The 13,485-nt window shown below is 33.3% G+C and carries 11 protein-coding genes; 6 read left to right on the top strand and 5 right to left on the bottom strand.

The window, feature by feature from the left end:
- Positions 1-183 precede the first annotated feature (183 nt).
- From NJT12_RS23990 to NJT12_RS24000, 3 genes are read right to left on the bottom strand one after another with little or no spacing between them, the layout of a single operon-like run.
- Complete coding sequence (locus tag NJT12_RS23990) at positions 184-1,929, bottom strand: CocE/NonD family hydrolase (RefSeq protein ID WP_271338639.1); 1,746 nt, start codon at positions 1,927-1,929, stop codon at positions 184-186.
- A gap of 26 nt (positions 1,930-1,955) precedes the next feature.
- Complete coding sequence (locus tag NJT12_RS23995) at positions 1,956-2,681, bottom strand: LytR/AlgR family response regulator transcription factor (RefSeq protein WP_271338640.1); 726 nt, start codon at positions 2,679-2,681, stop codon at positions 1,956-1,958.
- A complete protein-coding gene (locus NJT12_RS24000) occupies positions 2,678-3,739 on the bottom strand; it encodes a sensor histidine kinase (RefSeq protein ID WP_271338641.1) in 1,062 nt (353 codons plus the stop codon). The genes NJT12_RS23995 and NJT12_RS24000 overlap by 4 nt, the downstream gene beginning before the upstream one ends.
- A 468-nt stretch (positions 3,740-4,207) precedes the next feature.
- Between NJT12_RS24000 and NJT12_RS24005 the strand changes: the two genes are divergently transcribed.
- The gene (locus NJT12_RS24005; RefSeq protein ID WP_271338642.1) at positions 4,208-4,939 is read left to right on the top strand and encodes a hypothetical protein; all 732 of its coding nucleotides are present in this window, start codon (positions 4,208-4,210) and stop codon (positions 4,937-4,939) included.
- Positions 4,940-5,021: 82 nt separating this feature from the next.
- Here the strand turns inward: NJT12_RS24005 and NJT12_RS24010 are convergent, their stop codons facing one another.
- Both NJT12_RS24010 and rsmG read right to left on the bottom strand, forming a co-directional pair.
- Positions 5,022-6,437 carry an alkaline phosphatase gene (locus NJT12_RS24010; protein WP_271338643.1) on the bottom strand — a complete coding sequence of 472 codons (1,416 nt, stop codon included), beginning with the start codon at positions 6,435-6,437 and terminating at the stop codon, positions 5,022-5,024.
- A gap of 356 nt (positions 6,438-6,793) precedes the next feature.
- Complete coding sequence (gene rsmG, locus NJT12_RS24015; RefSeq protein ID WP_271338644.1) at positions 6,794-7,423, bottom strand: 16S rRNA (guanine(527)-N(7))-methyltransferase RsmG; 630 nt, start codon at positions 7,421-7,423, stop codon at positions 6,794-6,796.
- A gap of 107 nt (positions 7,424-7,530) precedes the next feature.
- Here rsmG and NJT12_RS24020 point away from each other — a divergent pair, with 107 nt between their 5' ends.
- From NJT12_RS24020 to NJT12_RS24040, 5 genes are all read left to right on the top strand, one after another.
- Entirely contained in the window at positions 7,531-8,625 is a 1,095-nt protein-coding gene (locus NJT12_RS24020) for a fatty acid desaturase family protein (RefSeq protein ID WP_271338645.1), read from the top strand.
- 72 nt (positions 8,626-8,697) lie between these two features.
- Complete coding sequence (locus tag NJT12_RS24025) at positions 8,698-9,888, top strand: pyridoxal phosphate-dependent aminotransferase (RefSeq protein ID WP_271338646.1); 1,191 nt, start codon at positions 8,698-8,700, stop codon at positions 9,886-9,888.
- Positions 9,889-10,207: 319 nt separating this feature from the next.
- Positions 10,208-10,666, top strand: a complete 459-nt coding sequence (locus tag NJT12_RS24030) for a ferritin-like domain-containing protein (protein WP_271338647.1) — start codon at positions 10,208-10,210, stop codon at positions 10,664-10,666.
- A gap of 120 nt (positions 10,667-10,786) precedes the next feature.
- Positions 10,787-11,332 (top strand): dihydrofolate reductase family protein, encoded by a 546-nt coding sequence (locus tag NJT12_RS24035; RefSeq protein WP_271338648.1) that lies wholly within the window; start codon positions 10,787-10,789, stop codon positions 11,330-11,332.
- Between the two features lie 161 nt (positions 11,333-11,493).
- Complete coding sequence (locus NJT12_RS24040) at positions 11,494-13,368, top strand: peptidase U32 family protein (RefSeq protein ID WP_271338649.1); 1,875 nt, start codon at positions 11,494-11,496, stop codon at positions 13,366-13,368.
- Positions 13,369-13,485: the final 117 nt, after the last annotated feature.

Here is a 13,485-nt window from a genome sequence, read left to right on the forward strand (position 1 = left end):
TTCGAAATTGGGGAATTGTTTTAAATCAATTTACCCTTATATTTGAAAAAAGGCTCAGATTATAAAATCGAGCCTTAACTTTTCAACTTACACACTTTTTGGGACAGTGTCGATTTTAGAAACTTTGTCTATATAAAAAGCCACAAATTTCAAATGAAATTTGTGGCTTTTGCTTTTATTCTTCTATTCATTCCAAATCGGAATTTTTACAAAACTGTCATTGTACCATTTTACTTTCAAAGGTTCTTTTACATCTTTGATCGTTTCCTCAGTTACCACTTTTCCAGTTCCGTAATTGAGTTCTGAAAACGGATTTTTATTGACATTGATTACCACAAGCAAACGACTTCCTTTACTTAATTGCTTGCTGACCAAGTGTGTATTCGAAAATGGTATTGTTTCTATTTGATTTGGTTGCAATAAATTTCTTGTTGTAATGTCTTTAGCATAACTGGCGCGTCCTAAAAAATAAGACAAATGAAAATATTCTCCGTTTGGCATTACTTCATATAATGTAATTCCTATGTCCATATCTTTTTTGTTGATACTCGCTTTTATCTCGCCTAAGAATGATCCGTTAACCAAAATTGGTTCTTTCAATCGTTCACTTATAAAAACATATCCATTTGTCGTATCAATTTCTTTTCTGATAATAGGATCCGGGTAGTAATCGTTATTTTGAATTTCTCTGTTGGCAAAATCAACTTCCTGATACAGATACTTTTTTTTAATTGGTTTCTTATCCTTTAGGGCATAAAATTTTCCTGATTTTTTATCCGTCAAATACATCTTCAGGAAACCATTGCTCATTTTATCAAGAGACGGAGCACTTCTCCACTCATTTTTTCCCATTACTTGATAATTAATCTTGTCTTTGAGTACTTCAGGTTTTGCACCATTTTTTAGAATATAATCAAACCATTGGTACGTGATTTTTTTTATATTAATGATTGCAACTGGATCAACTTTGTAATCAGACAAACTAACTTCGCCACCAACCTGTGTACCAAAATGACCATACGGTCCAATAATTACATAGGCTGGAGTTTGCGGGTTATATTTTTGAAGCTCTCTTATATAATACAAGCTTGAATTTTGAGAATCATTATAATATCCGTCAAAAGCTAAAACAGGAATATTAATCTGGGTAAAATCTTTTTCGTAAGGTGCCATTTTTTGCCAATATTCGTCAAATGAAGGATGATTGATCCATCGTTGAAAATGCCTGTTAGGAACTCCATCTACACTATCTAATTTTTTATAAGCAACTCCGGTTTCCCACCATTTATTTTGCATTTTCCTAAATCGCTGCCTGTCGTTTCCGGCAATAGTATCTAAGGTCTTATTATTTCCAACATACAACGACCATTCATAATTAGGGTTTACAAAAACGTTATTTTCCATTGGCAAACCCATTCCGGGTCTGTTTGCAACATAAGGCACAATCGTTTTTAGTGCCGGATGCATTTTTTTGCAAGCTGCCCATTGTGTAAATCCATTATAACTGCCGCCATACATCCCAACACTTCCGTTACACCATTCTTGTTTACTGATCCAATCGATAACATCGTAAGCATCGTTACTATCATTTTCATAAGGAAATATTTCATCAGGACTAAATCCCTTACCTCTTGAATATGCCATAACACCTACATAACCATTATCCGCTGCTTCTTTCAGGGATTTAAGATCTCTTCCTTTATCTCTTACATAAATAGTATATTGAAGTATCACAGGTTTTGGAGTAGAATCTCTTTTTTTTCGCACCACGATTGCAGAGATCAATGCGCCATCTCGTGTTTTAATCATCACACTATCCTGAATAGTATAAGCACTTTTTAAATCTGCTGCTTTTATTGCACTTGTTTGCTGTGAGAATACGTTTGATACTATCAAAACGAGAAATACAAAATATAAAATTGGCTTCATTGAATCGTTTCTATTTAAGTAATTATTCATTTATTAAATCCATTGCTATTTTTAAACTTCACTGATTGACGGTTGGATACTTCTAATAATTCTCCCGTTTTTAGCTTTACTTCCATCCTGCCCGCACTTGTAATATTTACTTCCTGAATAAAATTCATATTTATAATTTCGGCCCTGTTGATTCTGAAAAAAGTATTTTCATCCAATATTTCTTCCCATTGGCGAAGCGAACGCCTTTGAAGTGCTTTTTTGTTCTGAAAAAATAGTCTCGTGTAATTTTCCAATGATTCAATTAGATAAATTTCATCTAACCGAATAAAAAATCGTTTCTCTCCGTCTTTAATAAAAATTTTTCGATCTTCTGTTTCAATATTATTTAAAGCAGATTTCAACTTAAAAGTATCTCTTATTTTTTCGATCGCTTTTGCAAAACGTTCCTCTCGTACTGGTTTCATTAAATAATCTAAAGCATTTACTTCAAATGCCTGTACGGCATATTGATCATAAGCTGTAATGAATAAAACTGCCGGCACATTATTCAGTGACTCCAACAAATCGAATCCGGACTTTTCAGGCATCTTAATATCCAGAAAAAGTAAATCCGGCATTTCTGATTCAATTAAATCCTTAGCATCATCGGCATTTTCTGCCTCACCAATCAGGATAAAATCATCGTATGGTTTTAAAGCTCTTTTTAATTCTTCCCGCGATAAACGCTCATCATCAACTATTACAACTTTTATCTTTTTCATTTTGATGGAATTAAAATAGTTGCCAAAACAGTTTCGTCTCTCATCTCTTTAATATCAAAAGAAGCATTTCCGTTATATTGCAATAACAATCTTTCGTTCAGATTTTTTAATCCAATACCAGAATTTTGAATCTGGTCAATTAACCTTCCTGAGTTTTGAACACTTATTTTTATAAAACTGTTTTCCATCTCAACTTTCACCATAATAAAGCCACCACTTTTTCTTTTCTCGATTCCGTGTTTTATTGCATTTTCGACCAACGTCTGGATACTAAAAGGCAAAATTAAATGCTGGGATGTATCTGCATTAATTTCAATTTTTATCTGCAGCCGCTCTTCAAACCGCATTTTTTCTAATTCCAGATAATCCCTGACAAGATTAATTTCGTCATTTAAGGATATTAGTTTCCCAATATTAGTGTCTAAAGAATTTCGTAATAAATCAGACAAAAGATCAATTGCCCTTCTGGCCGAAGATGGATTTTCTAAAACCAGAAATTTTATATTATTTAATGAATTAAAAAAGAAATGCGGATTAAGCTGTGCGCTCAGGTTATTAAGTTGTGCCTCTTTTATTTTAATCGACAATTGGGCATTTTCCTTCACCGTTTCTAATTCAAGTCTTGAATAATGATAAAGATGATACGCCAATACCCAAACTGACATTAATCTGGTACCCGTAATAAAAACCTGCAATTGTGTTAATTTGAAAAATGAAATAAATGAAATTGGACTGTTTTCTAAAATAAACAAACGTACCAGATAAAGTTTAGACACAATCAAAAGCATATACAAGAAGGAAAGAACCAAGATACTAAGGACAATTTTTGGAGCTAATATTTTTAGATTTAATTTAGTCCATCCCTTTTTTAAGGCAAAATTCCTGTAAAGATTTGTTAGTGTAATACCAATCGAAACATCGAGTATTAAATCGAAAATGCCAATTTTCCAGATAAAGTTTCCAGATATAAAAGCCGAAAACCCCCAATATAAAGAAGTGATAATCCATCCTATCAGTTGAATTTTCCAATATGTTGTTATTTTTATTACTGATTTCAAATTAAAATTTGTTAATGCATTAGTAAAGATATTCCTCTAATGCAGATTAAGCAAATAAAAGTAGATGAGCGCAAAATAATAGGGGACGAATGAAAAGCTTATTCACTAAATCTTAATTTTTGAATATTTCAGGCGCGGATTTTTTTCTATTGTTTTTAATCATAATTCGAAACAAAACACTCACAAACAGATATTTACATCTCATACAATAAGAACACAACTTGTTTGTTATGACATCTCATTTTCATGTATTTATAGTTTTGCAATACTTTTCTTACTATATTGATTATCAACGCTATACATATTAAAAAATCCTATTCTGTTACTTTAAAAACTTATTGTACCATTCTAAAATCTCATGTCCTCTTACATTTGCATTCTGATTTATTATATAAAAGAATATTTAATACAAGGCTAAAAACCTGTCATTTAAAAAAAAACTGGAGCTATTACCCAAAAGAAAAGAACATGAAAAATTTACAAAACACACCTCCAATAATCGTACAATCAAAAAGTATTGGACATCCGATTAATTATAAGTGGAATAAAAAAAAGATTGATCAATTTTTAGATCCATCTGAAGAAAATGAAGATCTTGAGAATGCGTTACTTCAAATTAATCACAAAGCGTCAGTAGGTCTTACAGCTGCCTTGCTTGAATGGGTTTATTGGCGTTACACAGGATATACAAAAATGAATAGTGATATACAAAAACGTATCGAAGCACTTTGGTTTTCAGTAGATAATAGAGAAAACACAAAACCGTTGCTTTTTGATGCCGGTTTCGATATATCTGCGTCAGGACATGTAAGCGGACGTTTATGGATAGCGCTTATGAATGTAAGAATGATTGATGTTATGTATAGAAAAGGATCTTATTTACTACAAGGCGAATTAATTGGCTTGGTGTTATTAGCACGTAATATCACTCCTAAAAAAAGTACTTTTGACAAGTGGTTCAGTAGAAAAATAACAGCGCTACAACAAGAATATCCATCTCAGTATACGAAAGATAATATTGATGTAACTGATGAAGCAATATATGATTCATCAAACGAACCTGTAATATGTCGCGATTTTTTCTTTAATCCTGAATTCGAATATACTAAAGAAGCATCAGAAAATGCTCTTGAAGATTTTGTTGAAAATATAGATTATAAGACTAATCCTTTTTTAGGCTTATCCAGAAAGGCGTTATAACCAAATAACTTTAAAAAAAAAATAACCCCACAAACTTCAACTATTTTTGAAGTTTGTGGGGTTTATTATTTCATCTCATAAATTAAAATTTATTCTCTACTTCTGCCGCCTGCAGCATTAGATAATGCAAGTCAGTGTTTTTTACGAAAGGTTTTAATAATTCACTTCCGGGACCAAACATTGCCAGTTCAACATAATCTGCAGAATGGTCCATACTAATCCAGCCAACAGAATTTATTTTTCCCTGCATTTCAGCAAAAGCTTTGTATGGTAATTTTTTATAATTGTACAATCCATCTTCTTTGTGCAAACCATCATAATAACTCAGTACCATTTTTGCATCTTCATCTGAAACCGAATGTCCATTTGCCTTTTCAATAATTTCTTTTACTTGCGAAACTGAAGATTCAGGTTTTATCTGATTCAGAATCCATTCATTAGTCTGCGTATATTTTTGGATACTGTCAAAATTATCATTCGCATTTTTGCCATAAATAATTCCCGGATTGGCATTTCCATGATCTGTGGTTATAATTACTAATGTTTCTTTGTCTTTTTCGGCAAAATCAATTGCAATTTTTACCGCTTCATCAAATTCAATCTGATCATTAATCAAGCCTGCAATATCATTTCCGTGTGCAGCCCAATCAACTTTTCCACTTTCAATTTGCAAAACAAAACCATTTTTATGATTTTTCATTCTGTCAATAGCCTTCTGGGCCATTTCTGCCAGACTTGGAATAGTTTTTTTCAGGTTTTCATCATTATTTCTATCTACATAATAAGGAACACCATCTTCTGCAAACACACCTAAAATAGGTTGAGAATTTGAAGCTGCATCCATATCAGAACGCGTTTTTACGACCTGATATCCTTTTGCTTTAAAAGCGGCAAACATATCCTTTTTATCTTTTCTTACTTCCGGATTAAAATAATTTGAACCTCCTCCCATCATAACATCAAAACCAAGATCCAAATATTGTTCAGCAATATCATCCTGAGCATTTCTGCTTTTACTGCTTACACAAAAACCAGCAGGAGTTGCATGCGTAATTGGAACGGTCGTTACACAACCTGCCATTTTACCGGCCTTCTTGAATTTTTGCCAAATAGGCAAATGTGGCTCTCCTTGCGGACTCACATTCAGCACGCCATTATTGACACGAAAACCTCCGCCCCATGAAGAACTCGCAGCCGAAGAATCTGTAACAATAGAATTCGCAGAAGCGGTATCCATTAAGGCTCTCGAAACCCTGTTGTCTTTATATAACTGTATCCAATTTGAGCCTTTTCCTGTTTTTCTGTTCAGGAACAAATCAGCCATATTTAGCGTTCCGGTACTCATTCCGTCACTAACTAACAGAATAATATTTTTGGCCTTTTTATTTTTATTTACTGATTCTAAATCTAAAATATTTGCAGAACTCTGAAACGGATTCATAACTGCAGCTCCAATTGTAAATAAAGAGCCATTTTTAAAGAACTTCCTTCTATCCATTATTACTTTTAATTAGTATTTTCAAAGATAAAGAAATACATCTAACCACAAAATTATCATTGTGTTATGATAATTGATTCGCCTTAGATAGAATACAAGCGGTAGAATTAAGAAGAAAAAAACTGATTGTCACTAATATGAATACTTAAAAAATATCTTATTTTATCATTTTTAAGGCTTATCGTAATACTTATAGAAAATAAGTCACCCTAAATTTATACTGTTCTAAAATTGAAAACAATAACAATTAAAACCAACATTAAATAACAGTACTAAAAAATGAAGAAAAAAAGTAAAAACCCGACAATAATTCACAAAAGTGATTACTATCGGGTCGTTTAGTAGTATGAGATTTATTAAACTGTAAACTTCAAAGGCAAATGCACTACTTTTTTAGTTTCGAAAAATTCGTCATCAAAAATGGTAGACAAATCATATAAAGTTGCTTTTGGAAAATCCTTTAGTTCCTCGGTCAAATCACCACCTTTTAGGTATAGAATTCCGTTTTTTAATGTGTGTTTATGCTGTTTTTTGATTTTACTTTTAATCCAGGATACAAAATCCGGCATGTTTGTAACGGCGCGACTCACGATAAAATCAAAATCGCCTTTTACATTTTCGGCACGCAATTGTTCCGCTTTTACGTTCTTTAATTCTAATGCATCAACGACACCCTGAACCACTTTTATTTTTTTTGCAATAACGTCAATCAGATAAAAACGTGTTTCAGGAAAAAGAATTGCTAACGGAATCCCGGGAAATCCTCCTCCGGTTCCAACATCAAGAACAGTTGTTCCGGGTTCGAACTTCATGATTTTTGCAATTCCTAACGAATGTAAAACATGTTTTGTATATAATGCATCAATGTCTTTACGGGAAATAACATTGATTTTTTCATTCCAATCGTGGTATAAAAAGTCTAATTTTTGAAATTGTTCGATTTGAATGTCAGTCAAATCAGGAAAATATTTCAATATCTCATCCATTGCTTTAATTTTTTAACAAAAGTACTACTTTACGATTGAAATATTTAACTCAATTTTGCAAATTGAAAATTTATAATAATTACCTTTGAAAACTATCTAAATTAATTATGAATAACACCGCGCCTACATTTGCTAAGCAAGATAATCTGAAGTTCTTCAGAACTCTTAACTCTCGAGTAAACAATTACTTCAAAGAGAATAACATTCAGAAAACCGGAAACTGGAAGCTGCACTTAAAAGCCGTTATTCTTTTTGCCGTTTTCCTAACGCCTTACTTTTTAATACTAACTCTTGAGATGCCATTTTGGGCACAATTGCTACTCAACATACTTATGGGAGTTGGAATGGCCGGAATTGGAATGAACGTGATGCACGACGGAAATCACGGATCTTATTCTTCTAAATCATGGATTAATAAAATTATGGGCGGAAGCATTTATGTTTTAGCCGGAAACGTACACAACTGGCAAGTACAACACAATGTACTCCACCATACTTATACTAATATTCACGGTCATGATGAAGATCTTGATGCCGGAAGAATCATTCGCTTTACGCAAAATGCTGAATGGCATCGTTTTCATAAATTTCAACATTATTATTCTTTCTTTTTATACGGACTATTGACTTTTAATTGGGCTTTAACAACCGATTTCAAGCAAATGAAAAACTACCTGAAAAGAAAATTATCTTACGGAGCACCTCAAAGCCCAACTAAACTTTGGACTGTTTTAGTCATCACAAAAATAATCTACGTTTTAATCTGGATGGCTTTGCCAATGATTTTAGGCGTAGAATGGTGGAGAGTTGTTATTGGATTTTTCGTAATGCACTACACAGCGGGATTAATCCTGAGCGTTGTTTTTCAATTGGCACACGTAGTAGAAGAAACTTCAAACCCGGTTCCTAACGAAGATGGAGAAATGGAAAACACCTGGGCGATTCACCAATTATACACGACAGCGAATTTTGCTCCAAAAAACAAAGTTGTAAACTGGTTTACAGGAGGATTAAATCACCAGATCGAACACCATATTTTTCCAAATATCAGTCATATCCATTACGGAAAAATTGCTGAGATTGTAAAACAAACTGCAATCGAATGCAACTTGCCTTATCATGAATTCCGGACTATGAGAGGTGCCGTTATCGCACATTATAAGCACTTGAAAGATCTGGGAATGAAACCGGAACTTGCATAAAATTAAAAAAATCTATTAATAATTAACCTTCCTTAATTGAAGTTGAAATTAGGGACATTCAAATTTTTTATAATGAATCACATTCTTTCAGACAGAATTAACAACTTAGCAACATCACAAACCTTGGCAATGGCTGCTTTAGCACGTGAATTGAAAGCACAAGGAAAAGACATAATCAGTTTAAGTTTAGGTGAGCCTGACTTTAATACACCCGATTTTATAAAAGAAGCTGTAAAAAAAGCAGTCGATGAAAATTACAGCACCTATTCTCCGGTTGAAGGTTATTTAGAATTGAGAGAAGCAATTTGCAAAAAATTCAAAAGAGATAATAATTTAGAATACAAACCTTCTCAAATTGTAGTTTCTACAGGAGCAAAACAATCTTTATACAACATTGCACAAGTAATGTTAAACGATGGTGATGAGGTTATTTTGCCTGCACCATACTGGGTTTCTTATTTCGAAATCGTTAAACTTTCAGGAGGAATTCCTGTTGAAGTTCCAACATCTGTAGATACTGATTTTAAAATTACTCCTGCACAATTAGAAGCTGCCATCACACCAAAAACAAAAATGATGTGGTTCAGTTCTCCTTGCAACCCATCTGGATCAGTTTATAGCAGAGAAGAGTTAACAGCTCTTGCAAAAGTTTTAGAAAAACACCCAAATATATACGTAGTTGCTGATGAAATCTACGAGCACATCAATTTCTCAGGAACTTTTTGCAGCATTGGTTCAATACCGGGAATGTTAGAAAAAACAATTACTGTAAACGGAGTTGCAAAAGCATTTGCTATGACAGGATACAGAATTGGATATATTGGAGCACCGGAATTTATCGCAAAAGCGTGTACAAAAATTCAGGGACAAGTAACTTCAGGAGCAAATTCAGTAGCGCAACGTGCTACAATTACTGCTGTAGAAGCTGATCCAAGCGTATTGAACCACATGGTTCAGGCTTTCCACTCTCGTAGAGATTTAGTAGTTGGATTGCTAAAAGAAATTCCAGGTGTAAAAATCAACGTTCCCGAAGGAGCATTTTATGTTTTCCCCGACGTTTCTTCTTTCTTCGGAAAAACATTAAAAGGAACCGAAATTAAAGATGCAAACGACTTGTCAATGTATCTTTTAGGCGAAGCAAACGTTGCAACCGTAACCGGAGATGCTTTTGGAAACCCAAATTGTATTCGTTTCTCTTACGCAACAAGTGACGATATCCTAAAAGAAGCTTTACGCAGAATCAAAGAAGCTTTGGCTGTATAAAAAACATAAATAATTTTACTAAAACGGCTTAAGATTTAAAGTTTCATCACTTTATATTTTGAGCTGTTTTTTTATGCGATTATTTTGGGATTTCCGCCGCCGCGGATCGATAACAAGAAATTTTCATTTTCAAAATCATCCAAAAAGTGAGAAAATTAGACAATACAATAATTTGTGGAAATTCGTGAAATTCGTAGCTAAAAAAAACATTTTCAAAATTCCCATTCTACAATATTGTAAAACACAAGTATAATCCTGTAAGGTACAACCATCTATTAGTCCCCATCTTTGTATTATAAATTAATTAAAAAATTAGATCATGATACATACAGATGAAACCACAGAAAAAGCAGTTAGTACATTAAACGGATTAATTTCGATTCTGGAAGACGGAAAATTAGGATATACAAATGCCGCTGAACACGTAAGCAGCCCGGCGATCAAAACAGACTTTTTAGATTATGCCCGTGAGCGTGCTCTTTTTATTGTAGAAATACAAGACCAAATCAATCAACTGGGAAAATCAACAGATACAGCAGGCGGAGGTCCATTGGGAGCAATACACCGTGCCTGGATCGATATCAAATCCTCTTTTACAAGTGGCGATACAGAAGCTATCATCAATGCCTGTATTTCCGGAGAAGAAGCCGCAATCGAAAAATACAAAATGGCTCTTGAAGACAACCATCTTGATGGAAGTCAAATTGCTATTGTTTCAAAACAATTAAACAGTATCGAGAATACTTTGGCAAAAATTAAAGCGAAAAAATTGTCATAATACTTATAAGGTATTTTGAGAATAAAAAAACTACTTGGTTAATAAACTAAGTAGTTTTTTGCTTTTATTAGATATGAAATATTATATTTTTATACCTAATAAAAACAAAAACAATATTAAATGAAAAAAGTAATTTTAGATTTAGCTGTAACACTAGATGGTTTTATTGAAGGCCCTAACGGAGAAACTGATTGGTGCATAATGGACGACGATATGGATTTTGATGGATTTTTATCAAGCGTAGACACTATCTTTTATGGCAGAGTAAGTTATGATATGTGGGGGAATTATCAACCGGATGAAAATGCAAATCAAGATGAAAAATCACTTTGGAAAACAGTACATGCTAAAGAGAAATTTGTTTTTTCGAATCAAAACAGAAAAGATGATAATGCCACTTTTATAAATTCTGAAATCTCAAATAAAGTTAATGAGATCAAACAACAATCAGGAAAAGATATATGGTTGTATGGCGGAGCGAGCCTTATTAAGACATTTATTCAATTGAAGCTTATTGATACCTACAGAATATCAGTTCATCCTATTGCGTTAGGAAATGGCAAACCATTGTTTGAGGACTTACAAGAACGAATAGAATTAAAACTACTTAAAACCAATGTTTTCAAATCAGGAGTTGTGCAACTTATCTACGAACCAAATAAGTAAATTCAAAATTTAAATATCATCATTCTATATTAACTAACTATTTAAAAAAAAGTCACTTTAGCATTAGTAAACTCGAATTATTTATAAGAACTTTGCAAACTTTTTTGGGCGAAAACTCAAAAGTATAAAGTTTTAGAAATAAATAATTTATCATCAACTGGATGAAGAAAAAGATAGAAATATTAGCTCCAGCAAAAGATTTAATTGGAGGAATGGCTGCCATAAATAGTGGTGCCGATGCTGTTTATATTGGTGCACCGCAATTTGGTGCGCGTTCTAATGCTAACAATTCAATCGAAGATGTAGCCGCATTAGTAAAATATGCACATTTATTTAATGCGCAGGTTTTTGTGGTTATGAATACCATTTTGTACGACAACGAACTTGAAACCTGTCGCCAGATGATCTATGAATTATACGATATTGGTGTTGATGCCCTTATCATTCAGGATATGGCAATCATGGAAATGGAGCTTCCTCCTATCGTACTTCACGCCAGCACACAAGCCAATAATCGTGATGCTGATAAAATTAAATTCCTTAAAGATGCCGGAATCAAACGTGTAGTTTTAGCGCGTGAATTGAACCTGCATCAAATTAAAACGATTTACGACGAAGCTGATGTTGAACTAGAATTTTTCGTAACCGGAGCTTTATGCGTATCTTTTAGTGGAAACTGTTATATGAGTGTTGCTAACGGAGAACGAAGCGCGAATCGTGGTTCTTGTGCTCAAAACTGTCGTTTACCATATAACCTAATCGACGGAAACGGAGAAACTTTAATCAAAAACAGTCACTTGCTTTCGATTAAGGATTTAGATATTTCAGACCAAATCCCAAATCTTATTGAAGCCGGAATTGTCTCTTTTAAAATCGAAGGACGACTTAAAGATGTTGTTTATGTAAAAAATAACGTTTCTTATTTACGTCAAAAATTAGATAGCTTCTTAGAAGCAGAAGGAAGCGAAAAATACACCAAAGCTTCTTCCGGAAAATGTACTTATACTTTTGATTCTTCTCTAAACAGAACTTTCAACCGCGGTTATACTGATTATTTTGTAAACGACAGACACAATAGTATTGGTTCCTGGGAAAGCCCAAAATCAAAGGGACAATATATTGGTAAATTGATCCGAACTATTGGAAACGCTTACGAAATCGAAAATGGCGAATTACTAAACAATGGCGACGGACTTTGTTTCATTAACGAAAATAACGAAGCAGACGGAATCTACGTAAACAAAGCCGAAAACGGTAAAATATATCCAAACGTTTTAAAAGAAGTAAAAGACGGAACTTTTATCTACCGTAATAACGATGCCGCTTTTATTAAAATTGTAGAAAGAGAAGATAGTGCTGTTCGAAAATTAAGTACTACATTATTACTTACCGAAAACGAAAAAGGTTTCGAACTTATCGCAACCGACGAAGATGGAAATGTAAGTACTGTTACTTTAGAACATTCAAAAGAACAGACTAAAACCGGTGAATCGATAGAAGAAAACATCAAAACACAATTGGCAAAAACAGGTTTTACACCTTATACTGCTGATGAAATCAATGTAATATTTACTCAAAACTGGTTCCTCCCTATTTCAAAAATCAACGAAATGCGAAGAACAGTTTACGATCAATTGACAGAAATACGTTTGGCAAATTACAAACGCGAAGAACACCAATTGGTAAAAACTTCTCATCCTTATCCAGAAACAAAACTAGATTTTATGTACAACGTTTCGAACAAAACGGCCCGTAAATTCTACGAACGTCATGGTGTAACCGAAATCGAAAAAGCTTTTGAACTGCAATGGGACCCAGGAAAATCACGCGTGATGACAACCAAATATTGCATCAAATACGAATTAAAAAAATGCCCAATACACCAAAAAGATATAATGGGTGTTAAAGTAAAAGAACCATTGGTCTTAAAACAAGGCGAGCTTGAATACAAACTAAAATTCAACTGCAAGCCCTGCGAAATGGAAATTTGGGAAAAAGATGCCGAATTTGAAATTGAAGAGGATCAATTTCACTAAAAACACAAGAGGCTGTCCGAAAAGTAATTTCGGGCAGTTTTTTTTTGTTTTACACATTGATTTTTCTTATATTTAAGTACTAAAATCAATGATTATGCAGCCAGTTTTTAAGCCTCA

Source organism: Flavobacterium azizsancarii, assembly GCF_027980145.1.
Lineage (GTDB): Bacteria > Bacteroidota > Bacteroidia > Flavobacteriales > Flavobacteriaceae > Flavobacterium > Flavobacterium azizsancarii.